The sequence below is a fragment of the Pseudomonas sp. LS44 genome, assembly GCF_024730785.1.
Lineage (GTDB): Bacteria > Pseudomonadota > Gammaproteobacteria > Pseudomonadales > Pseudomonadaceae > Aquipseudomonas.
The window spans coordinates 1590472-1613081 of the sequence record NZ_CP102830.1 but is presented as its reverse complement, the minus strand read 5'-3'; the positions used below and the strand labels follow the sequence as shown (position 1 = coordinate 1613081).

The following is a 22610-nucleotide window of genomic DNA, read 5'->3' as shown; positions in this document are numbered from 1 at the left end:
TCTCCTAGTGCAATGCTTCAGCGGTCGATCGTCACGACGCCCGCAGGGATCAATTGGTATTGGTTGCTGGCCAGCGCTTCGCGCAGCAGCATCTCGGCGGTCACCACGTCTTGCAGGGCAGTGCCGACCGACTTGTAGATGACGATGTCGCTGGGCGAGCGGCGTGCCGGCACCTGGCCGGACATGACCTGATCGAGGCCGACGGTCTTGCCCGCCACGTCCACGCCGTCACGGATGGCAACCAGCGCGTCGCCGGTCTCGTGCAGCACTTCCTCGGGCATGTCGGCGATGATCAGATCGGCGCGGGCCATGGCGGTCGAATCGACTTCGCGCTGCTCGGGCAGCGTCGAGCCAATGGACAGCACGATCATCCCCGGCTGCAGCCATTCGCCCAGCAGCACCGGCGACTCGTCGCGGCTACGCGCGGCGCACATCACCACGTCGACGCCATCGATGGCCGCCTGCGGACTGTCGACCGCCTCGATGGCCAGGTCGTGCGAGAGGTGAAAGCTCGCGGCGAACTTCTCGCGGCTCGCCGGCGTCGGGCTGAATACCCGCGCCTGGGCCACTTCGCGCACCGACAGCAATGCGGTCAGCATGCTCTTGGCCACCGAACCGGAACCAATCACGCCGACCCGCAGCGCACCGTTCGGCTTAACCGCGTTGACCGCCACCACGGCGGTGGCCGCGGTACGCAGGTCGGTGATGCGATTGCCGTCGACCAGCGCGGCCAGCTCCATGGTTTCTTGCTTGAACAGCGAGATCAGGTAGCTGGCGCGCTTGATCTTCGGCGAGGCGGCAATCAGCTTGCAGCCCATGTACTCGCCCGACGGCGAGATCGCGCTCAGGCTGCGCAGCCAGAAACCGTCGCCACGCGCCATGGTGCGCGGCGGCACCATGGTTGGTTTGATCGGCTGGGCATAGGCTGCCGCCAGCGCCGCCACGACCTTGGGCCACTCGGCCAAGGCAGCGACGTCCGCATCCCTGATGAAGGGGGTGGAAACCTCGACCTTGTCGAGATTGAGTGATACTGCAACGTCCATAGAGTCCTCCGGAACCATGGGCCGGAGTCTATGAACGCCACCTTGGGTGAGCTACGCGAGCGGGCCTAAACCAGATATCTACAAAATGAGGGGCGATTCATTCAGGCTATCGGCGCCATACAGCGGAGATGTCGTTAAACGTGCCGAACAGCTAGACCTTGCCGCTCTGGTTGAACGAACGGTCGTAGCAGGAGTGTTCTAGGTTGATCACTGAACGAGCACCCTGAAATACCGCTCACCACGAGAGTTCAGGCGCCTGGCAGGAACCTCAACTTAACGGGGTGCCGGTGTCCGGTTTGATAGGGGCAAGTCCAAAAAAACGGGGAACGAACGGGGAAAATCTGGAAGACCGAAAGCTAAAAAGAAACCAAAAAATTGATAAGTCATTGATTTTTTGGCGTCCCAGAGTGGGTTCGAACCACCAACCTTCCCCTTAGGAGTTTTAAGGTCTACGCATTACCAGACCTTAACAATCCCCTACCAACCTATACAAATCAAGGGCTTCAGCGTACTCTCACCTTAACCGGCCAGCACTAAAATTAACCATTTTTGCTAGCCCATGCTAGCCCGGCGCTAGCCCGATATAGACAGGTGAGCCAATGCAGCCAGCAACCGAACGATTCAAGTTCACAAAAACCGACCTGCTAAAGCTGGAGCTACCCCCGCAAGGAAAGCGCAGAACCGTCTATGACAGCCAGTGCCAGAAGCTAGCTTTGCGAGCGACGGCGGCAGGGGCTAAGACCTTCTATGTCGTGAAGCGTACCGGCGCGGCGATGACGTGGCTAAAGCTCGGCTCCTTTCCAGAAATGACAGTCGAGCAGGCCAGAAACGAAGCAGCAAAAGTCCTGGGCGAATTCGCCAGCGGAGCCAACCCGGCAGAGGCCCGTAGAGCCGTCCGCGAGCAGATGGCCTTTGGTGACGTATTCGCAAGCTATCTGATCGATAAGAAAAAGCGCGATGGAACCACGCTTACCGCCAAGACCCGAACCAACTACTCAGATGTACTGCGGCTGTACCTGGGCAAGATAACCGGCAAGAAACTGGCCGAGATTAGCCGGGACGATCTGAAAGCCATCCATGTCAAGGCATCCAAGAAAAGCCATGCTCAAGCCGATAGAGCCGTCCGCATCGTCTCTGCTGTTTTCAATTTCGCGGGCGACCTAGGAATATTCGACGGGATCAACCCAGCGGCACGCATCCAGAAGAACCCAGCAGTCGAGCGCGACAGGTTTGTTCAGCGTGTCGAGTTGCCGCACTTATTCGACGCTATTGCCACATCTGCCATTGGTGACTTCTTCCTGCTTTCGCTACTGACTGGCGCAAGACGCTCAAACGTTCAGGAAATGGGATGGCATGACATAGACCAAGAGGCGGGCATTTGGCGCATCGGCATGACCAAGAATGGCACCCCTCAGAATGTCACCCTTTCGCCCGAAGCATTAGCAATACTGAAAGCCCGCAAACAAGCAGCTAACGGCTCGCCCTTCGTATTCCCAGGAACCGGTAAGACCGGGCATCTAGTCGAACCCAAAACCTCATGGGCGACCATCCTGAACCGAGCGACAACCTGTCGCCTGCTGGAAGTTCTTGATGAGATGGGGCAGCTAACCGACGCGAATCGCCAACAGGCCGTCGATCTATTGGCCCACGCCCCCACCCAAGCACTTGAGCATTGCCGCTCCATTGCAGAAGCACTCAAGATCAGCCCGACAGCCTATGACATGACCGACATTCGCATTCACGACCTGCGCCGCACACTTGGAAGCTGGCAGGCTAAGACTGGCGCGTCACTGGTGATCATCGGCAAGAGCCTGAACCACAAAACCACGCAATCAACCCGCATCTATGCGCGCCTCGATGACGATCCGGTGCGGCAGTCGGTGAATACCGCTACTGCTGCAATGATGGCGGCGGGCGGCCTGAAAAAAACAGCCGAAGTTCTGGAGCTGCGCCCGAGAGGAAAACGCTGATGACTGGGAAAGGCAATGGTCGGATGACAAAGGTTTGCAAGGAGCTGTCTGACAGTGGCTATCCCCACGAAGTATCACGACTCGGTTTAATTAACCTATTGGCAGGTACTGAGGACAGGGAAAACCCCAAACACTGGGAATGGACAGGCATGGTGTGGGGTTGGTCGACGGAGGGCAAAAGGTATCCTGATGACTTAAAGCTCTGGTCCAATGAGTATCGTCAGAACAAAGCGAACAAAGAAGGAAATGACACCCGTTATATAGATCTGCTGCTGCTACCCAAGGTTACGCCTGCTGTCGCGGCGCAATGGCTTAAAGATATAGGGGAAACACCAGACACGCTGAGCGAAGAGGTCAAACACTGGCTTTGTGATTACTTGGACAAGCCAGGCAAACCCCGCCAGCACCGCAAGCACCGACAAGACCTGCTGCGGCAGGTTGTCGAGCAACTCAAGACTGTCGACCCAAACCTAGACACTAGCGCTATGCCAGGCACTCGCGCTGATCTGCAGGCGTTATGCCGGAAGCTACATCAGAGCGCGTTTTCTATATCCGAATCAGTGTTCAAGAACGACCTAAGCGGCATTTGTGCCTTCCGTTCCGGTGCCAGGTCGAGCAGCTATTACAGAATGCAACTGTCCCGACTGTCCTGACTTAATTCACTACATCTTCCTGAAGGCCGCGCAATGAACGGCTTTAACTGTCCTGAAGCAAGTCAGGACAGTTAAGCCCCTTACGCTATCCAAGCTGCTGCATAGATTAACCATCTACACCGCAAAGCAACGTGCTTCGTTGGTAGTAAATGGAGCCTTACAAGATGAAAACAGCCAGCCCCATGCTTGACGAAGCTCAAGCCGCCAAGCACCTCGACGTTAGCCCCGGCACGCTGTCCGTATGGCGCAGCACTGGCCGCTATCAACTCCCCTTCCTGAAAGTGGGCCGCAAGGTTCGCTATCGCCTGTCCGATCTTGATGCATGGTTGGACTCGCGCACTCGCAAAACCACCAGTGCATAAAAAAGCCGGACGTAGGCGCGTCCGGCTGTGCCGATCACTGAGCAAGCAGTGGCAAGCGCGCTGATTGTCGCACCCGGTCTGGCCTTCGACAATGATCGAGGGTAGCCCTTATGAGCTTCAAGGATGCTTTACAGGCCCGATGCGGGCTGATTGATGGCGAGCCTGTGGCTGATGGCAAACCACACCGAATCCATGCCCACGGCGACCGGCCAGGCCAAGACAGCGGGTGGTATTTGCTCTTTCCAGACGGCCACGGCTGTTGGGGTTCGCCATACCCTCACGGCTCAGGTGTTTGGCCTGCCCCCAGCCTAGGTGCTCCGCCACGATCCTTTGCAGGTAAGGATTAGACATGGCGCGGAAACGCCCCAAGGCGAATGGAAGAAAGGAGTCCGGCAGCTTCGCCGCGCTCCCCCATATCGTGATGGATCATGACGATTACAAGTCACTCTCAGGCAGTGCCATGAAAGTCTTGATGTGCGTGCTTAGGCAGTACAAAGGCGGTAACAACGGTGACCTGTCAGCCTCGTTCACTCAAGCCAAGCCCTGGGGGATCGGCAGTAAGTCAACGCTCACTAAGGCCCTGAATGAGCTTCAGGAGCGCGACCTGATCACCTGCACCCGTCAGGGTCGATTCATCAAGCCAGGGGGCTGCTGTGCGCTGTATGCGGTCACCTGGCAGCCCATCGACGAATGCGGCGGCAAGCTGGAGGTTTCGTCCACCATCACTCCGCCACGCAAGTTCAGCCTAGAAAGAGCAAAAAACCCGGTACAGAAACTGTACCCACTGCGTACAGAAACTGTACCGATGACGGTCTAGGAGCCTTCTTTTCAGGCTCCATCGGTACAGAAACTGTACGCATGGGAGGGGTTCACTTGGTACAGAAACTGTACTCCTTCTTAGATATACCAGACGGAGCCTGGCAAATGCTGTTGCTGTTGCTTTTGCCTAGGTCAGAAATGACCTGCTTTGGCTTTGGGCGAATGGGGCCCCGCTTGCGGGGTTGAGCCTGCTTTTGCTCTGTGCAGTTATCCACGGAGTAGAGGTGCGAAGCGCCGTAAGGAGGTGGGCAAGTGGTCATTCTCGGTGAGAGGTGGTCTATGGGTGACACGGTTTACACACGGTTAAGCGAAACGATGATAGGCAGGCTGCGCCGGGATACGGACGCCAGCTATTTACGGGACGATCATTATCCGGCGTTGCGTTTTCGATACCGGACAGTCAGAACGAGGGGCACTTGGGATGTGTTCCAGGGCGGGCGTTGGCGCAAGGTCGGCAATTATCCCGAGCTGAATTGTCCGACCATGCTGGAGCGTCTGCCTCGTGTGATCGAACAGCTTAAGGGGGGCGCTCGGCCAGTCGTGTCGGCGGGCATGTTGGTGATGACGGGGCAGTTACTGACGTGGTTTTCGGAGCGGCAATTGCGCACGCGCACGCTATCAAGCGTCCGTAAAAGCAACTGCAAGTCGGTTATGCAGACTTGGCTTTTGCCGCGCCTGAGCGCGGTTCCGGTCGCTGATCTGGACAAGGTGTTGCTTGACCGGCTGTTGATCCATCCGATGCAGGAGGCGGTGACGCCCGCGTACATTCGTCAGGTCTATGGCTTGTTGGTGGCTGCTATTCGCTGCGCTGTGGGCCTTGGGTTGTTGGCTTCCAATCCGCTGATAGGCGTTAAGTTCACTGACTTTGGGCTAGCCAAGATCAAGCCAAAGGTAGCGCGGTTGCGTCCTGGGCAACTGGTCGACCTGTTGCCGAAGTTAGTCGAGCGTTTCGAGCGCGATCCGCGTGTGGGCATGTTGGCGCTGCTGATGTTGTGCCACGGAACGCGGGTGGGTGAGACGCGGCAAGCGCGCTGGTCTGACTTTCATGAAGCCGAACGGTTATGGATCATTCCGGCTGAGAAAACCAAGACGCGGACACAGCATGAGTTACCGCTAACGCCGCAGATGTTGGCGCTATTGAAGCGTTATCGGGCGACCTGTGGTGATGATCCTGGGGAGTACCTGTTCCCTGGTGAGTGCGGGCAACCGCTGAGCGCGCAGGCAGTGACGGGACTATTCATGAACCTGAGCGAAAGAGAGTGGACAAGTCATGATTTGCGCAAGCTGGCGCGGGCCTGCTGGGCTGAGATTGGAGTGGATTGGCTGCCGGGAGAGTTGTTGTTAAACCATGCTTCGCCGTTGCTGACGGCAACGTATGTGCAAACGGAGTTGGAAGCGTTGAAGCGAGAGGCGTTGGAGCGGTGGCATGGTGAGGGGGGCGCGCGTTTCGCGGGGTTGAACTTGGGCGGGTGGTTGGCGTTGGTGTAAACAGACTGTTTGAGAAAGCATGAGCGCTGGGCGTGGCGGGCTGGCTCGGCTGTGGTGTGTTTGTAGGGGAGTGGAATTCTCGGTTGTGAACGAGGTTTTCAAAGTGGAGTTTTTTGAGTGCTTTTAGGGGGTATGTTTTGGGGATGTTGAGGCTCTATAAAAATCTAATTCGCCCGAGAGGTGCGTTTTAGACGCGCCGGGATGGTTTTATGGTTATGTGTTTCGCGTCCGTGCTGGTTGAGAAAGATATGCGCGTTACGCGCGCTAGGACGCTGTTTGTAGCGGGTTGGCTAATTGGGAATATTCATTTTTCCGCATTGCCGAAACTGACTGGGTGCAAACCGTGTGTACCCAGTTCTGTATTTGCTAATCAAATCAAGGGTCTGCACGCTGGAAAAGGTGCAAAACCCCAGCCAGCCCCGCGCTGATTTTCGGCGCGGCCAGGAAAAATGGCCGCCGTCCTACTCTGCGCAATTGCACCCATCTGACCAGCCAACTGCATCGGTGCTGACCACTGATTGCATCCGACTTGACCAGTAGACGGCAGTGATGTGACTGGCAGAGATCGACCCATTGCTGCCACTCGCAGAAGCTGGTGGACAAGAAAGCGTTGTCCACCCTACATAGCTCTCAAGTTCGCGTAGGGTGAAAAACCGCAGAGCGTTTTCCACCAATGGTCATCCAGGCTACCTCGCTGGCAGAAGCCGGCAATAATGAGACGGAGAGTCTGTCGCTCAATTGAAGGGGCGGTAACGACCTGTCATGGCCTGCGCGCTACTGGCGCCCCCTCAAGCATGCAGGGCCACCTGGCGAAGCGTTACGGCGAGGTCGTACTCCATCAGCCGGACATTCGGAACCTGCGTTGCCGCGTAACGCAGTTTCTGGCCGATGTCCGACGCGATAATGATGCCATACACGTTCTTGTCGCCCGCCAGGTGCTCTTTAACCCAGCCCATATAACGAAGAATTTGTCCCAGAGCCGCGTCTGGTCCGCGGCCGACTTTCAGTTCGAGTACGTAGAAGTCGCCCTTGCCGGTCGCCAGGATATCGATGGGACCAACGTCGGTTTGAAATTCCACACCATCACGATCGTCCGTGCGGTATAGGGTAAGCGGCGCATTGTGACCTGGCAGCTTGGGAAGCTTCTTGGCGAGGTAGTCGCGAAGGTGCGCCTCTAGAGCGAACATGTCGTACGCATCATCGGTTGCTTCTACGGCTTCGGCGATCTGCGCTGGATTGTCGCCCACACCGTCTGCGAGGCGGACGATCAATGCGCCGTCGGCAGAATGTGCTATCTCCCATACGCCGTGTTTCTCAGGCTGGTACCAAACAACCCGACCGCGCCCAGTGCTGAACAGGTAGTCGTAGGTTGTGTCGGTGAGCCGTGGTTTTTTGTTCTCGCTGTAATGGATACGCGATGGGTGATTCACCGCCCCCGAGATAATGCTGCATGTCATCGAACTGTCGTTGATCTCATCGCCATACATCGACCGCACTTTTGCTTTAATCGCTTGATACGTACATTCTCCATTCAACTGCTGGGCTGCTTCCCTAACCATTTGCCATACCGGCGGGCGGTTACCGTTGCTCACTATTTGTACCCCTTGTTCGTATTCTAGGTTCATCTAATGGACCGGGCCGTAAAGCGTATAGGATTCACGCATTTGCGGTAGCGCTTCGCTGGCCCCAGCGTAAACGCGCTTATAGATCCGGCCCTTAAACAGTTGCATTTCATCTACCTCCCGCCCCTGTTTGCAGAAGGAAAAGGGGGATAGATTTATTTATAAAGCAGACCGGCCGCTTCTGGCCGTTGGCTGCGGTCGCAGGCGTCCGCCTCCGGCCAAATGTGGACTATTCCGCAGTGGCTTAGCAGTCCTCCGTTGAGGCTTGGAGCCGTCTACGTGATCTGGGGCGATTCACTCACGGAAAACCAATCTTGGGCCTTCGATCGCTACCTAAAAGGCTACCCAGATTTACTCTGCTCAGATACGGCATTTCAAAACAAAACTTAGGACAAACTCAAAGACATGCCATACGAAGCAAAAGCGAGCACTAAATGCTCTTCACAGAGGACTCCTATCAAACACGTTGGCCAGTGCACGCTTACATTCGCTCCTATAGATTCTGACGTTCGAATGTAAATCTCCACTTGATCTAAGCACATAATCCAAACGCGCTAGAGTTATGTATTTAAGAACTATCCAGTTTTGAGGGGCTATTAAAGTTAATGCGAATGGAAGTGGCTTTAAATTTAGGCTGTGTTCCCACTCAAATTATCAAAGCATAAGATTGCGCTTTTTAATTTCCCTAAATCATCTAAGGCTTACGGACCACCAAAATGGAAAGTGGAGATTATTCACTAATCGTAAATGGGTCGCTGATACCTCTCATGCTAATTGAGAACATACGCCTGATCACACCAGTGCGAGGCGAGCACCCAGCCACAGTTGCAGCGCGCCTTGCACGATCAACGAGGTTGGCACTTGACAGGGCCTTTCCACCAGAGTTCCTCGTCGTATGGGGCGATAAGGAGAAGCTGAAGGAAGTCGGTAATTATCGAGATATCCAAAACACTCGATCCGCCTACCAAGACAGCCAAGGCAACCTACTCGTGTTAACAAACGAAATTCTGATCAGCTTCGACGACGAATCCAGCGACGGTGATAGAAAAAAGTTAATCAAGAAATTTGACGGAAAGGTTATTGAAAAGACTGCGACCTTCTGGAAAATCTATGTGACAGAGCCAAACGAGGATGCTCCGCTTGTACTCTCTCGCGAGATTTCAAACGAGAGGATTGTAAAATTTGCCGAACCAAATTTTCTTCAGGCAGCAAAATTTAATCAACTACCACAAGATGAGCCGCGATTTGGGGATCAATGGCACCTTCGAAACACCGGTCAACGATCCGGCACGCCAGGGGCAGACGTAAGTGCACTTGGCGCATGGACTTTAACAACTGGGTCACCCGACATTGGGATCGCTATTATTGATTCTGGCATCGATACTACTCATCCAGACCTTTTCCTCAATATCGCGGCTGGATGGAATTTCGATACCAATGACGACGATCCTTCTAATAAATTTGATGCACATGGAACAGCATGCGCTGGAATTATAGCCGCAGCCATAAATGGCCTGGGAGTGGTAGGGATTGCGCCAAACTGTCAAATTATCCCAATAAAATTAACAGACTTTCGATTAGTCGATACATGGGCATCTGCCTTCGATTGGGCCGCATTGCGCGGACGTATTATCAGTTGTTCTTTTACCATGATACCAAGCAACACTGTTACCGCAGCAATTACTCGAGCCGTCAGCAATGGAGTTTCAGTATTTTGCTCAACTGGCAACTTTCACACTCCATCAATAGGGTATCCTGCAAGCCTGCCAGAAACAATTGCCGTGGGCGCAAGTGACCACCGGGATACCGCTTCCTTTTTTAGTCGATATGGTAACGGACTTGATATTCTTGCGCCGGGCGGTGATCTTACAACTTCAATACTAACAACCGACATACAAGGCGTTAATGGTTTTAGCAAACAAAACTCACCTGAAGGCGACTATTGTAGCTTTAGTGGGACCTCGGCGGCGGCGCCGCTCGCTGCAGGAATAGCTGGACTGATGTTAAGTGTAAACCCCACGCTAACTCCGGAAAACATTCGGACGATTCTGAATGCAACCGCAGAAAAAATCGATCCAGCGAGCGCTCATTATGATGCGAATGGATGGAGTTTCTTTTTTGGGTTCGGGAGAGTCAATGCTAGTAAGGCTGTACATCGGGCAGTACGTTTCAGCTCCTTCCTGTCTGTCTTTCCGACCAATCCGAGTGGTAACAAAAAATCTATCTATACCCTCACGACAACAGGACGACTGATTCAGATTTGGGATACAAACCAATGGAATCTTGACTTTCCAGCGGAACTCGCCGGACACACTAATTTGAGGTTCCGAGGTGGTATTGCAGTATTTCCCACCGGGGCAGACGTACACAAAAAGTCTATCTTCGCCATCACTGTAGATAAAAGATTGGCTCAGATTTGGGACACCGATCAGTGGCACCTTCATTTCCCGGCGGAACTCGCTGGGAATCTCGACTTGAGATTCCAAGGCAGCATTGCGGTATTTCCTACCAACGCAAGCGGGAACAAGAAATCTATCTACGCCATCACATCCGATGGACGACTTGCTCAGATTTGGGACACGAACCAATGGAATCTTGACTTTCCGGCGGAACTCGCTGGGTTCGCCGATTTGAGATTTCAAGGTGGCATCGCTGTCTTTCCTTCCGATGTAAGGGCAAATAAAAAATCTATTTACGCCATCACGACTGATGGACGACTCGCTCAAATTTGGGACACTAACCAGTGGAACCTCGATTTTCCAGCGGAACGTTCCGGGTTCGCGGACTTGAAATTCCAAGGCAGCATTGCGGTTTTTCCTACCGACGCAGGCTCAAACAAGAAATCGATTTACGCCATCACCACAGATGGACAACTCGCTCAAATCTGGGATACCAACCAGTGGAATCTTGACTTTCCGGCGATTCTCGCTAGCCGCGCCGACTTGAGGTTCCAAGGCGGCATTGCTGTCTTCCCAATCATCGCAGGTGCGAACAAGAAATCGATCTTTGTTATCACGACCGATGGACGGCTGGCTCAGCTTTGGGACACGAACCAGTGGAACCTCGATTTTCCGGCGGAACGTTCCGGGTTCGCAGACTTGAAATTTCAAGGTGATGTCGCCGTCTTCCCCATCAACGCAAGCGCAAATGAAAAATCGATCTACGTCGTTACTACTGATGGGCGACTGACCCAGATAGCAGACACTAATCAATGGAGTCTGGACTTCCCGGTAGAGCTTGTCTGACTTGTGGAGTTCTATTTCTAGCATTTGGGCCAGAGCAGAACGGAGACAGATTTTTTGTACGAGAAAAGAAGGCTGATCTATTTTTCAATCTAAATGCCCGCTCCTGGCCGAAATCGGTCGGCTTTGACAGGCAGCTATCCACCGCCACTCAAACTGATATGCATTGGGCGGGCCTAGTGATCTCTCTGAAATAGGTCATCAATGCTGGCGATATCGATAATCTTCTGTGCAGGCCGAGACGGCGGGTAGTAGGAACTCTCCGGTTCAAAGAAATTTTTCATTCTGTCCGACAGTTCATAGGCATCCACCATTTCATCAATGAAGCTTGGCGTGGGAGAAACGTTCCAAGTCGTTAGCTTCTCCTCGATAAGTCGCTCTAACGCTTTTCTCGCTGTAGCAAGATTTTCGCCGTTATAGAAGATGTCCCCTTCGTCAAAAATATCATCCAGGGAGTCAGCCATATGAGCTTGTGCGAGGTCGACGAAAGCGGCGGTGGCCGTGTGGATGTCAGCGAGCTCAAGCGCTGCCACTAATTCTCCGAGCAAGGGAAGCTCGCTGTCATTGGCGCCTACTTCGATCGCGTCTTCGATAAAGGAAAGGATGTTCTGAGGCTCGACAAATCCGCGATGAAGGGCTGCTTGGAGAACTCTTAAGCAGTGCGAGTAATGGGTTGGGAAAGAACCGTTGAGCACGAAAGTTGCCGTTTTCCTGAGCCGCTCGAAGCCTTCGCTGTGTCGTGATAGCTTTGCGATAGCATGACAGAGCTTGGAAACGTATTCTGAATCACTGTCTTGGAAATTCGTTGACTCTTCGTGAGCAAACAAAGACTCCAAAATTTTGCGTGTGGTCGCTTTGTCGATGAATTTGTTCTGGGACATATCCAGCAGCACGTCAATAGCGCCTTGGCTGTGCAAGCACTTCAAAACAATTTCAAGGGCCGCCGGAAGCTTTGCGTACCGATGCAACAGAAAATCACCCAACGACGGATTGAAGAGCTGGTACCGGACGCTGTCCTGAATGATCACACGGGTAAGCAGGGAGTTTGTCAGGTGACGGGTTGCGACATTGAAATCGCGCTTGCCGTTGAAATTGGCGTGTTGCGGCATTGAAATCGCCCGGGCGTACGCTCTAGCCAGATCGCTTTCCTCAATGTTTTGCTTATTAAATGCCACAAGAAGAACGATAAAACGGCCAAAATCATCGAGTTGTGCATCAAATGGGTGCTCCCATATTTTGGACGGATTCTCCAGCAAATCGCTGATATGTTCCCAGTATTCATTAGCGTCGACATCGAGCAAGCGTTGCGAGTCAGTAATAAAATCGATTATGCGCGGGTTGAAATTTCTGTGTTCGATGACCTGCAGGTATCTCTTCTCCGAATACAACTCGTCGACGAAAGAAGGACCGAGATTGGAGTGCCATATGTGGTTGTAGAGAATATGCGCTTTGTCTAGGCTGGAGAGTGATGCCAGTTTGATCTCCATTTCATTGCGGCTGATATGGGCGTTATCGAACGCATCATTTAGGATCCGCCCCTGATTTAAAATGGTCGATCGGGATGTCAGCAAAAAGCGCTTGTGTGATTTTTCGCGAGCAATTCGTTTGATGAAATGTACGATCTGGCTGCCTTCATGACCTGATAATGCCTGGAGGTAGTTTTTGCCGAGGAAATCGTCGAAATAGAAAAGCTGGGGCCGCTCCGGGTCATAGGCTTGCTCTGCCTCCCGTAAGTCGTCGCTGATGCAAAGAAGCTCGAACCTTGCGCTGGCGTAGTGGAGGATGATCTGCTCAGCAAGCGTCGTTTTACCAATGCCGGCCTGGCCCGTAATGATTACCGTACCAAGCCTGTCCAAGGTTTCTAGAGCGGATGTAAAATTACTTGTTTGGACATAGATTTTCGATTTTTCGACAATGTCTCTCATCATCGCGTCACTGCGACCATTGATTGCGTTATTTAAGAGATTGCTCAACACCGAACTGCTGCTAATCCAAAGCTTAAAATGCCGCCGCTCAACGGTGGGATGTTGCGCGAGGAGATCGTTCAGATCTTCTCGGCCATAGATATCAACGCGGCACGACGCGTGAGCGCCAAGAATATCCGTGATTTCAGTCTTGTTGGCTCTGGACAGCTTGTGCGATAGCACCAAGATGTACCGTTCAGGATTAAGTTTCCCGACCTTTGCCGCCTCAGAATCTCTGATGTGGCGTACCAACTGCGAGAAAGAAGTGGAGACCCAGTGCTTGGCCTGAAGAATCCATTCAGCTTTGGTAGACGTGAAGTGTCGTCCATCGACACCTTTGTCCGGACCAGGCTTAAAGCGCTCAAAGGTTACCTTTTCCTTGGCGCCTATGAGGTCATTGCAGAGCACCTCAAATTCTTTGTCGTTCAGGCGTGAAAAATCGTAGTCGTTCACTGGCTTACCCGCTCCTTATGCAGCAGACAAGATAGCATTTTGCCCCACCATCCCAGTGAGTCGGGATATGGCGTGTGCCTGCGTTTAGCGGAGAAGCAGGGAAGCTGTCGCTGTCTTGGGAGACGCGCCCCATTGACGCGCCTGTCCAACTCGCACAATCGCTGCATCGGCTGTCAACAAGTTGAATGTCGGGCTCTGCACAGTCCGCTTTTGGTCGTTCTTTGCCGGTCCCGACAGGCAGCTTCGGGTCGTATGCAGCCGGTCGTCACTGCTGCGTGTATTGGTCAAGCTGCATGCAAACGGTGCTCAGCACGAATGCAATTGGGTGGTCAGTGGCAATGCAATTGGGTGGTCAAGTCAGTGCAATCAAGCAAGGGTCAAGTAGACGCGGAAAAACAGTCGCCATTCAGGCCCCAGTGCGGCATAACCAGATTACCGACACGACACGGTCCACAACTGATCCAACCGAGTCGTGTAGCTCGGACTCTTCATTTCCCGACGCATGCCCCAGTCCGGCGCCGCCGGCACGCTGGCTGGATGCAGGGTTCCCCTTCCCCATCTCGCATTGATTGCATCCAGAACCCTCATCACCTTCTCCGCAGCTTCTGGCTGAGTGGTGGCGAACAGGTCGTCAGTGAACTCGCCATGCTGGCGCAGATCAAGCAGCAGCAACTCGGCCTTACTGAACGCAAAACCCTCCCGGTAGATCAGCTCCAGCCCATCGGCGGCCGCCTTGCTTATCAGGCGGGTATCGTCGGTTGGGTATGGCAGCTCGACCACCACACCCTTGGCGAATTTCGGTTCGTCTGGATTGAACATGCCGGTACGGATGCTGACCCGCACCCGCTTGCACATCGATTGCTGCGCGCGGAGCTTCTCGCAGGCGCGCGCTGCATAGGTGGCCACTGCTTCCCGAATTGGCGGCAGCTCACGCAACCGCTTGCCGAACATCCGGCTACAACAGATCTCCTGCTTAGGCGGCGTTGCCTCTTCCAGTTCAAGACAAGGCGTGCCGCGTAGTTCGCGGGCGGTCTTCTCCACCACCACGCTGAACTTCTGCCGCAGGGTCCAGGCGTCAGCCTGGGCGAGATCCAATGCAGTGCGGATGTTCATCTCGGCCAGGTGCTCGGTCATACGCCGGCCAATGCCCCAGACCTCGCTGACATCGGTGACCTTCAGCACTTTGTCGCGCCGATCCGGATCGCGCAGATCCACCACCCCTCCGGTCTGTCGCTGCCAGCGTTTGGCAGAATGGTTCGCGAGCTTGGCCAAGGTCTTGGTTGTGGCGATGCCAACGCCGACCGGGATGCCCGTCCAGCGCAACACCCGCGCGCGCATTGCACGACCCAACGCCTCCATATCACCAGGCATGCCCGTCAGGTCGGCGAACGCTTCATCGATGCTGTACACCTCGATCGCAGGCACCATACCTTCGAGCGTTGTCATCACGCGCTGGCTCATGTCGCCATAGAGGGCGTAGTTGCTGGAGAACGCCAGAATGCCATGGCGCCGAAGTTTGTCGCGGATCTGGAAATATGGCTCGCCCATCTTGATGCCCAACACCTTGGCCTCGGCCGAACGGGCTATCACGCAGCCGTCGTTGTTCGACAGCACCACGATGGGGGTATGCGTCAGGTCTGGCCGGAACACTCGTTCGCAGCTCGCGTAGAACGAATTGCAGTCGACGAGCGCCAGTACCTGTTCAGCCATGGTGGCGATGGCGCCGGATGCTGTCGGTCACCACTCCCCAGATACGAAGTTCATCACCTTCCAGGATGTAGCGCGGCGGGTACGCGGGATTTTCGGCATGCAGGATGATCTGCTGGCCATGCCGATGGAACCGCTTCACCAGCGGATCGTTATTTAGAGCGGCAATGACGATGTCCCCCGAGACCACCTCAAGCGAACGATCGACCACCAGCCAGTCGCGGTCAAAAATACCGATACCGATCATGCTGTCGCCGACCGCCTGGGCGATGTACATGTGTGGCGCGCGCAGGTTGAGCAATTCATCCAGGGAGATTTCGGCCTCGATGTGGTCAGCCGCTGGCGAGGGAAACCCAGCGGAGACCAATGAGGAGTACAGCGGCAGAGCCTGACCGCCTAGCGCGAGCGGCCCGAGGATGGTGTAGGACATGAGTCACCCGGATTAAACTGTATATAAATACAGTATCCGATAAAATCCACAGCCTACAATAGAGCCAGACAGACGGAATGAGGCGTCAGGCATGTGCGGACGATTTGCCCAGTATCAGGGCATGGCCGACTACCTGCGGGAATTGGACAGCGAGCAGGACGTGATCAGCGGGTACGACAACGTGCCGATCGATCATTACAACGTGCCGCCGACTACGAAGGTTCAGTTGCTGCACGCCGAAGGCTGCGGGCTAACAATCGCCGCTGTGAAGTGGGGATGGGCGCCGCATTGGGCGCAGGGGAGGATGCCGCCACCGATCAACGCTCGGGTCGAAACGGTGGCCAGCGGAAAGTTTTTTAAGCAGATTTGGCCGCACCGCGCGTTGGTCGCTGCAGACGGCTGGTATGAGTGGGTCAAGGATGAGGCGGCCCCGAAGCGCAAACAGCCTTACTTTATTCGGCTGCGAGATGGCGGCGCGATGTTCTTCGCCGCGATCGGCCAGCTCCCGCACGAAGGTGAGCTGCGCGAGGGCGATGGATTCGTGATCATCACCGCCGACAGCCAGGGCGGCATGGTCGACATCCATGATCGACGCCCAGTGGTATTGGAGCCAAGCCTGGCGCGAGAGTGGATCGACCCGGATACCACTCTCGCCCGCGCCGAAGAAATCGTGCTGATCTGCGGCCGACCGACCGAAGACTTCGAATGGTATGCAGTCGATAAAGCGGTAGGAAATGTCCGCAATCAAGGTGACGCGTTGATTCATCCCTTGGGCGATAGCGAATCATAGCTACCTCAAGACATCTGCCGATTTGGCCTAAGCGGTAAAATGGGATGGCTGCAATTGGCCGTTCTCTGCCGATTACGATTGAGGGGCGGTGGTCAGGGCGAGCGCAAGCGCTGGTCAAGACCAACGCAACTGCGTGGTCAAGTCAGATGCAATTTCGCACTACTTTGTCTGGGCAATTGCACAGCAATTACCGCCAAGCCTGGTTATCGAGCCGGGCTTTTTCATATTCGGGTGGTGGGAAAGTAGGGGGGCGTTTTCCGCCTAACGCTAGCCCGGCGCTAGCCCAATGTGAATTTGGAAAGTTAGTGTCGCGCTAAGCAATTGATTTATATGGTGTCCCAGGGCAGGTTCGAACTGCCAACCTTCCCCTTAGGAGGGGGATGCTCTATCCAATTGAGCTACTGGGACATTCTGTTGCGAGGGTTGTTGTGACGACACAACGGGGCGGCATGTTAGCGAGCGCAGCAGCGTTTGTCATGCCGCCAACCGTCATGCCCGCCAACAGTAGACTCGACGGAGTAACGGAGCGTCGTCATGGCCGATTCGAAAGCCGGCGAAACACCTGACGCTGTATTCACTGACTGCAACGTGCGTACTGCAAACGTGCGTACTGCATGCTGCAGCAGCTTGAGCCTGGTGACCCGCTCCCGACATTACCCTGCTGACGTTGCGTTGGCTGCCCCCCCCAGGAATCGTGCTGGCGGCGGAGCGAGATGGCCAATTACTCGGCATCTGTACGCTCAATCTGATCGAACACTGGCCCAGCAAGAGCGTGTCGAAACTCATCGCTTTTATATGCGATGGGTTCCAGCCTCACGGGGTCAGCTCGATTGAGCGGATGACTTCAACATTCCGCTCATCGGAAGGCGCCGCAAGCATCTGCTGACAACCCTATCTCCGCTATCCTCCCAAACCTTATTTGCAATCACGATCAGCAGCCAATTCAGAGCGATCTATGCTGTTCGCAGCAGCATTTGATTGGCAATAGCCACTTTGGATAAATCTTGCTGGCAAAAAGCCTTCAACACGCCCAGAATACGACACGTATTTGACGTCAAATATTCAAACTTGAGACGACAATTGCAATGCTGGCTGAACGGTTAGCGCGACAGGCTGTCGAACCGGTGACAATCATGCAGCTCAGTGCCAGCATCGTTCCCTTGAACTAACCGGTTTAATGTATGCGCCCTATGAAACAGGCTATTTATTCCAGCCGTACAGCTGACAAATTCGTGGTCCGACTCCCTGATGGTATGCGCGAGCGCATTGCCGATGTAGCCCGCGGCCATCATCGCAGCATGAACTCTGAAATCATTGCGCGCCTTGAACAAAGCATGTTGCAGGAGGGCGCCCTGGACGACGATCTAAGCATGCGCCTGGATCGTCCAGAGCTATCTCTGCATGAACGCGAGCTACTGCAACGCTTCCGCCAACTTTCACGTCGCCAACAAAACGCCTTGGTCGCGCTGATTGCTCACGATGTGGAAATGAACGCCGAAGAGGCTTGATTCTTTGGAAATAAAAAAACCGCCTTTTGGCGGTTTTTTTGTTCAGAGCAGAAAGAGCGTGGCTAGACCCAGAAAGATAAAAAAGCCCCCACTATCCGTCATCGCAGTAATCATTACGCTCGAACCCATCGCCGGATCTTTACCCAGCCGAGTAAGACTCATCGGGATAAGAACCCCCATAAGCGCTGCCAGTAGCAGATTGAGGGTCATCGCACTGGTCATCACCACACCAAGCGACCAACTGCCATAGAGCCAATAGGCCACAGCACCGATCACCCCACCCCAAACCAAACCATTGATCAACGAAACGCCCAGCTCCTTGCGAAGCAATCTGGTCGTATTGCCCGTGCCCAGTTGATCCAACGCCATCGCACGGACGATCATCGTAATCGTCTGGTTGCCAGAGTTACCGCCGATGCCCGCCACGATTGGCATCAAGGCCGCCAACGCTACAAGCTTCTCGATCGAGCCCTCGAACAGGCCAATTACCCGCGAGGCAACAAAGGCGGTGATTAGATTCACTGCCAACCAGGCCCAACGGTTGCGCACGGACTTCCACACCGAGGCGAAGATATCTTCCTCCTCGCGTAGACCAGCCATGTTAAGTACTTCACTTTCGCTTTCCTCACGAATGAGGTCGACCATTTCGTCGATGGTCAAACGACCAATTAGCTTGCCGCTCTTGTCCACCACCGGAGCAGAAATAAGGTCATAACGCTCAAACGCTTGCGCTGCATCATAGCCATCCTCATCGGGATGAAAACTGACTGGATCGCTCGCCATCACCTCCGACACATCTTTGTCCGGGTCATTAACCAACAACCGCTTGATAGGCAAAACACCCTTAAGAATTCCGTCATAGTCGACTACGAATAACTTGTCGGTATGGCCCGGAAGCTCTTTCAAACGACGCAGGTAACGCAACACTACTTCGAGGCTGACATCCTCCCGGATGGTGACCATTTCGAAGTCCATCAGTGCTCCGACTTCATCCTCCTCGTAGGACAACGCAGAACGCACCCGCTCGCGCTGCTGCGCATCGAGCGTTTCCATCAACTCATGGACGACATCTCGCGGTAGCTCGGGCGCCAAATCGGCTAATTCGTCGGCATCCATATCCCTGGTTGCCGCCAGAATTTCGTGATCGTCCATGTCGGCGATCAGCGTCTCTCGTACCGAGTCGGAAACTTCGAGCAGGATATCGCCATCGCGCTCGGCTTTGACCATTTGCCATACGGTCAAACGATCATCGAGAGGCAATGCTTCGAGAATATGGGCGATGTCAGCGGAGTGCAGTTCGTCGAGCTTGCGCTGGAGTTCGGCGAGATTCTGACGGTGGACTAAATTTTCCACCCGCTGGTGGTTCTGGCCATCCTGACGATGAGTCAGGTCTTCGACCAGCTTATGCCGATGCAGCAGGTCAACAACCTGAGCCAGGCGTTCTTGCAGACTTTCTTGCGGCTTTTTGGCTTCAACTTCAGTCATGGCGCGCTCCACCCCACCGGCGGCGCACACCATAGGGGATCAATCAGTCAGTACGTGATTGGACAATCGGAAAATTGAGTAACTACTGGGTAAGTCCATGGTGGTGCCCAACAAGCCCCGACGGGGCTGACGGCCAAAATGATACCACCGCTAGCACTGCTGTATGTGACCAAATCTTGGCAAGAACAAGCATTTGCGCATCAAAATTAAACATCACGGAATGCTTACCTGCGACGGCGATCGCATTCCACAGGACACTAATAGCACTGAAAAAAGAGGAACAGCTAAGCTAGCCAACGATCGTCATGGAGGACGTCTTTATGCTTAAGAAAACCTGTGCATCTTTTTCTGCAGCACTGCTTTACACAGCGCTTTCCACCACCATCCAACCCACCCTGGCCGCAACAGTTTTTCGTTGTGAGGACGCCAGCGGCAAGGTGACCTTTACCTCGCAGGGCTGCATCGACACGCAAGCGCAAAGCCTGCAAGACGCCCACAACCCAACACCAGGCAGTGGCAAGCCCGTCGCCATGGCAGCCACCAAGAAAAGCCACTCAAAATCAGCGAAAACAAAAAAGAAGGAAAATGTTGCAGTAATCGCTGAGCGTCAGGATGGATGCGGAAACCAAGTCACCGGAAGTGCGCGACGCCAAGCGATTATCCGCAAAGAGGTTCGCGCAGGCATGACACGCTCGGACATCGAAAGCACACTCGGCAAGCCTGACAAAGTCAGCAGCCAGAACGGCCAAACGCGCTATCAGTACAACGACAAGCAAGGCCACAGCCGGCAGGTCAGCTTTGATGAAAATGGCTGCGTGCGTGGTATGCGAAAATAAAAAGCCGAAATAAAAAAAGGCCTGCATTTCTGCAGGCCTTTCTTTATATGGTGCACTCAGGAGGATTCGAACCTCCGACCGCTCGGTTCGTAGCCGAGTACTCTATCCAGCTGAGCTATGAGTGCAATTTGGTGACTTATATACCAGGTCGCCACTGGTTAAAACCGTTGATTTTCTATCGCTAGAGACCAACTTAAAATGGTGCACTCAGGAGGATTCGAACCTCCGACCGCTCGGTTCGTAGCCGAGTACTCTATCCAGCTGAGCTATGAGTGCACTGAGCGTGCGCATTATAGAGAGCTTTATATGATGTTCAAGCGTTAATCCGATTATTTTCAATAACTTATCGGCCTTACGAACATCACTCTCTGTAACGCTAAATAATGGCGGAGAAGGGGGGATTCGAACCCCCGACACCCTTGTGAGATGTACTCCCTTAGCAGGGGAGCGCCTTCGGCCACTCGGCCACCTCTCCGCAACACGGGGCGCATGATACCCATGTTTTCCCGGTTTGCAAAGTCAAAAATTTGAGAAAAATTAGTGGCTTGGTTCTTGGTCTTTCTCTTTTTGGATGCGTTGGTAAATCTCTTCGCGATGCACGGCCACCTCTTTCGGGGCATTAACTCCGATACGCACCTGATTACCTTTCACACCCAGTACAGTGACGGTGACATCGTCACCTACCATCAGGGTCTCTCCGACCCGGCGAGTCAGAATCAGCATTCCTTTCTCCTCACGGATAAACAGTTCAGGACAACAACAGTCTGCAAAAATAAGATGGTGACGACCGTCACGTTTCTCAAGTGCAACGACCCTCACCCCAGTATTGACTAGTGTGAGCAGAAAGAAAGTTCTGCTCCTACGGCCAAAAAGACGAAAGGCGCGGTCAAAACCGCGCCTTTCCGGGCTACCTGCCTTACTCGCCCTGACGGGCGGGGGCGTCGAGCTCAAAAGCCGTATGCAATGCGCGTACAGCCAACTCGAGATATTTCTCCTCAATCACCACGGATACCTTGATTTCCGAGGTAGAGATCATCTGGATATTGATGCCTTCCTTCGCCAATGCTTCAAACATCCGACTGGCGACGCCCGCGTGGGAGCGCATACCAACACCCACAATGGAAACCTTAGCAATATTGATATCACCGCTGACTTCGCGCGCCGAAATTTCGCGTGCGGTCTGCTCCAGCACCTGCAGCGCACTCTTGTAGTCATTGCGATGCACGGTGAAAGTGAAATCGGTGGTGTTATCGTGCGCGACATTCTGCACGATCATGTCGACTTCGATATTCGTGGCGCTGATCGGCCCGAGGATTTTGAAGGCCACGCCAGGAATATCCGGCACGCCACGGATTGTCAGCTTGGCCTCGTCTCGATTGAAGGCGATGCCGGAAATGATCGGCTGTTCCATGGATTCCTCTTCATCAATGGTAATGAGGGTGCCCGGCCCCTCTTGAAAGCTGTGCAGCACGCGCAGCGGAACGTTGTACTTACCGGCGAACTCGACAGATCGGATCTGCAATACCTTGGAGCCGAGGCTGGCCATTTCCAGCATCTCCTCGAAGGTAATCTTATCCAGTCGCTGAGCCTTGGCCACCACTCGCGGGTCTGTGGTGTAGACGCCATCGACATCGGTGTAGATCTGGCACTCATCAGCTTTCAAAGCCGCCGCAAGGGCTACACCGGTGGTGTCCGAACCACCACGACCAAGCGTGGTGATATTGCCGTGCTCGTCCACGCCCTGGAAACCGGCGACTACCACGACGCGACCTGCCTTGAGGTCGGCGCGCAGCTTCTGGTCATCGATTTGCAGGATTCGTGCTTTGTTGTGCGCGCTATCGGTAAGAATGCGCACCTGATTGCCCGTGTAGGACACCGCCGGTACACCACGCTTGATCAGCGCCATCGCCAATAACGCGATGGTCACCTGCTCACCAGTGGACACCAGCACGTCTAGCTCACGCGGCACTGGCTCATCACCGATTTGCTTAGCCAAGTCGATGAGCCGATTAGTCTCGCCACTCATGGCGGAGACGACGACAACGATATCGTCGCCGCTTTCACGGAATTTCTTCACCTTCTCAGCAACCTGCTCGATTCGCTCGACGGTGCCGACGGAGGTGCCTCCGAATTTCTGTACGATCAAAGCCATTTCAAAGCCGCCTCAGCCCGCGAAGGGCGCCCATTAAACAGTTAACACACCAGACTGCCAAGGGCCGCCGGACTTAGCCGCGACCC

Annotated in this window: 17 protein-coding genes, 4 tRNA genes and 1 pseudogene; 10 read left to right on the top strand and 12 right to left on the bottom strand. The window is 54.3% G+C overall.

Going from position 1 to position 22610, the window contains the following annotated elements; genetic code table 11:
• Nucleotides 1-17 precede the first annotated feature (17 nt).
• Complete coding sequence (locus tag NVV93_RS07280) at nt 18-1043, bottom strand: ornithine cyclodeaminase family protein (RefSeq protein WP_258253762.1); 1026 nt, start codon at nt 1041-1043, stop codon at nt 18-20.
• A 599-nt stretch (nt 1044-1642) separates the two neighbouring features.
• Here NVV93_RS07280 and NVV93_RS20160 point away from each other — a divergent pair.
• From NVV93_RS20160 to NVV93_RS07255, 6 genes and pseudogenes are all read left to right on the top strand, one after another.
• Nucleotides 1643-1876: pseudogene (locus NVV93_RS20160) on the top strand (Arm DNA-binding domain-containing protein); the annotation flags it as partial.
• A 510-nt stretch (nt 1877-2386) separates the two neighbouring features.
• A complete protein-coding gene (locus NVV93_RS20155; protein ID WP_375162927.1) occupies nt 2387-3013 on the top strand; it encodes a tyrosine-type recombinase/integrase in 627 nt (208 codons plus the stop codon).
• Nucleotides 3013-3666, top strand: a complete 654-nt coding sequence (locus NVV93_RS07270) for a hypothetical protein (protein ID WP_258253760.1) — start codon at nt 3013-3015, stop codon at nt 3664-3666. The genes NVV93_RS20155 and NVV93_RS07270 overlap by 1 nt, the downstream gene beginning before the upstream one ends.
• Nucleotides 3667-3830: 164 nt before the next feature.
• On the top strand, nt 3831-4028 hold the full coding sequence (locus tag NVV93_RS07265) for a helix-turn-helix domain-containing protein (protein ID WP_258253759.1): 198 nt from the start codon (nt 3831-3833) through the stop codon (nt 4026-4028).
• A gap of 349 nt (nt 4029-4377) precedes the next feature.
• Nucleotides 4378-4845, top strand: a complete 468-nt coding sequence (locus tag NVV93_RS07260) for a hypothetical protein (RefSeq protein ID WP_258253758.1) — start codon at nt 4378-4380, stop codon at nt 4843-4845.
• A gap of 254 nt (nt 4846-5099) precedes the next feature.
• Entirely contained in the window at nt 5100-6335 is a 1236-nt protein-coding gene (locus NVV93_RS07255; protein ID WP_258253757.1) for a site-specific integrase, read from the top strand.
• A gap of 788 nt (nt 6336-7123) precedes the next feature.
• Here the strand turns inward: NVV93_RS07255 and NVV93_RS07250 are convergent.
• Nucleotides 7124-7927, bottom strand: coding sequence for an endonuclease NucS domain-containing protein (locus NVV93_RS07250; RefSeq protein ID WP_258253756.1), 804 nt, complete (start codon nt 7925-7927; stop codon nt 7124-7126).
• A 746-nt stretch (nt 7928-8673) separates the two neighbouring features.
• On the opposite strand from NVV93_RS07250, the gene NVV93_RS07245 reads away from it, so the two are divergent.
• On the top strand, nt 8674-11202 hold the full coding sequence (locus NVV93_RS07245; protein WP_258253755.1) for a S8 family serine peptidase: 2529 nt from the start codon (nt 8674-8676) through the stop codon (nt 11200-11202).
• Nucleotides 11203-11375: 173 nt separating this feature from the next.
• Here the strand turns inward: NVV93_RS07245 and NVV93_RS07240 are convergent, their stop codons facing one another.
• The 3 genes from NVV93_RS07240 to NVV93_RS07230 all read right to left on the bottom strand — a co-directional run bounded on the left by NVV93_RS07240 (nt 11376) and on the right by NVV93_RS07230 (nt 15753).
• Nucleotides 11376-13616 carry a restriction endonuclease gene (locus NVV93_RS07240; RefSeq protein WP_258253754.1) on the bottom strand — a complete coding sequence of 747 codons (2241 nt, stop codon included), beginning with the start codon at nt 13614-13616 and terminating at the stop codon, nt 11376-11378.
• A gap of 432 nt (nt 13617-14048) precedes the next feature.
• A complete protein-coding gene (umuC, locus tag NVV93_RS07235) occupies nt 14049-15326 on the bottom strand; it encodes a translesion error-prone DNA polymerase V subunit UmuC (protein ID WP_258253753.1) in 1278 nt (425 codons plus the stop codon).
• A complete protein-coding gene (locus NVV93_RS07230) occupies nt 15319-15753 on the bottom strand; it encodes a LexA family transcriptional regulator (protein WP_258253752.1) in 435 nt (144 codons plus the stop codon). The genes umuC and NVV93_RS07230 overlap by 8 nt, the downstream gene beginning before the upstream one ends.
• A gap of 91 nt (nt 15754-15844) precedes the next feature.
• Between NVV93_RS07230 and NVV93_RS07225 the strand changes: the two genes are divergently transcribed.
• Entirely contained in the window at nt 15845-16543 is a 699-nt protein-coding gene (locus NVV93_RS07225; protein WP_258253751.1) for an SOS response-associated peptidase family protein, read from the top strand.
• A gap of 331 nt (nt 16544-16874) precedes the next feature.
• Here the strand turns inward: NVV93_RS07225 and NVV93_RS07220 are convergent.
• Nucleotides 16875-16951, bottom strand: a tRNA-Arg gene (locus NVV93_RS07220).
• A 773-nt stretch (nt 16952-17724) separates the two neighbouring features.
• Here NVV93_RS07220 and NVV93_RS07215 point away from each other — a divergent pair.
• Nucleotides 17725-18051 carry an Arc family DNA-binding protein gene (locus NVV93_RS07215; protein WP_258253750.1) on the top strand — a complete coding sequence of 109 codons (327 nt, stop codon included), beginning with the start codon at nt 17725-17727 and terminating at the stop codon, nt 18049-18051.
• A 42-nt stretch (nt 18052-18093) separates the two neighbouring features.
• On the opposite strand, the gene mgtE is transcribed toward NVV93_RS07215, so the two are convergent.
• Nucleotides 18094-19536, bottom strand: a complete 1443-nt coding sequence (gene mgtE / locus NVV93_RS07210; RefSeq protein ID WP_258253749.1) for a magnesium transporter — start codon at nt 19534-19536, stop codon at nt 18094-18096.
• Between the two features lie 320 nt (nt 19537-19856).
• On the opposite strand from mgtE, the gene NVV93_RS07205 reads away from it, so the two are divergent.
• Nucleotides 19857-20372: a DUF4124 domain-containing protein gene (locus tag NVV93_RS07205; RefSeq protein WP_258253748.1), complete on the top strand. Its 516-nt coding sequence runs from the start codon at nt 19857-19859 to the stop codon at nt 20370-20372.
• 48 nt (nt 20373-20420) lie between these two features.
• On the opposite strand, the gene NVV93_RS07200 is transcribed toward NVV93_RS07205, so the two are convergent.
• From NVV93_RS07200 to NVV93_RS07180, 5 genes are all read right to left on the bottom strand, one after another.
• Nucleotides 20421-20497, bottom strand: a tRNA-Arg gene (locus tag NVV93_RS07200).
• A gap of 74 nt (nt 20498-20571) precedes the next feature.
• Nucleotides 20572-20648 (bottom strand) — tRNA-Arg (locus NVV93_RS07195).
• Between the two features lie 108 nt (nt 20649-20756).
• A tRNA-Ser gene (locus tag NVV93_RS07190) sits at nt 20757-20847 on the bottom strand.
• Nucleotides 20848-20909: 62 nt separating this feature from the next.
• Complete coding sequence (gene csrA / locus NVV93_RS07185; protein WP_003283978.1) at nt 20910-21095, bottom strand: carbon storage regulator CsrA; 186 nt, start codon at nt 21093-21095, stop codon at nt 20910-20912.
• A gap of 193 nt (nt 21096-21288) precedes the next feature.
• Nucleotides 21289-22524 carry an aspartate kinase gene (locus tag NVV93_RS07180; RefSeq protein ID WP_258253747.1) on the bottom strand — a complete coding sequence of 412 codons (1236 nt, stop codon included), beginning with the start codon at nt 22522-22524 and terminating at the stop codon, nt 21289-21291.
• Between the last annotated feature and the right edge of the window lie 86 nt (nt 22525-22610).

Excerpts from the sequence above, each read along its gene's own strand:
- NVV93_RS07280 (WP_258253762.1), bottom strand. The coding sequence starts at position 1,043 with ATGGACGTTGCAGTATCACTCAATCTCGACAAGGTCGAGGTTTCCACC.
- NVV93_RS20155 (WP_375162927.1), top strand. The coding sequence starts at position 2,387 with ATGGGATGGCATGACATAGACCAAGAGGCGGGCATTTGGCGCATCGGC.
- umuC (WP_258253753.1), bottom strand. The coding sequence starts at position 15,326 with ATGGCTGAACAGGTACTGGCGCTCGTCGACTGCAATTCGTTCTACGCG.
- NVV93_RS07270 (WP_258253760.1), top strand. The coding sequence starts at position 3,013 with ATGACTGGGAAAGGCAATGGTCGGATGACAAAGGTTTGCAAGGAGCTG.
- NVV93_RS07260 (WP_258253758.1), top strand. The coding sequence starts at position 4,378 with ATGGCGCGGAAACGCCCCAAGGCGAATGGAAGAAAGGAGTCCGGCAGC.
- NVV93_RS07180 (WP_258253747.1), bottom strand. The coding sequence starts at position 22,524 with ATGGCTTTGATCGTACAGAAATTCGGAGGCACCTCCGTCGGCACCGTC.
- NVV93_RS07205 (WP_258253748.1), top strand. The coding sequence starts at position 19,857 with ATGCTTAAGAAAACCTGTGCATCTTTTTCTGCAGCACTGCTTTACACA.
- NVV93_RS07245 (WP_258253755.1), top strand. The coding sequence starts at position 8,674 with ATGGAAAGTGGAGATTATTCACTAATCGTAAATGGGTCGCTGATACCT.
- NVV93_RS07230 (WP_258253752.1), bottom strand. The coding sequence starts at position 15,753 with ATGTCCTACACCATCCTCGGGCCGCTCGCGCTAGGCGGTCAGGCTCTG.
- mgtE (WP_258253749.1), bottom strand. The coding sequence starts at position 19,536 with ATGACTGAAGTTGAAGCCAAAAAGCCGCAAGAAAGTCTGCAAGAACGC.
- NVV93_RS07265 (WP_258253759.1), top strand. The coding sequence starts at position 3,831 with ATGAAAACAGCCAGCCCCATGCTTGACGAAGCTCAAGCCGCCAAGCAC.
- NVV93_RS07215 (WP_258253750.1), top strand. The coding sequence starts at position 17,725 with ATGCGCCCTATGAAACAGGCTATTTATTCCAGCCGTACAGCTGACAAA.
- csrA (WP_003283978.1), bottom strand. The coding sequence starts at position 21,095 with ATGCTGATTCTGACTCGCCGGGTCGGAGAGACCCTGATGGTAGGTGAC.
- NVV93_RS07225 (WP_258253751.1), top strand. The coding sequence starts at position 15,845 with ATGTGCGGACGATTTGCCCAGTATCAGGGCATGGCCGACTACCTGCGG.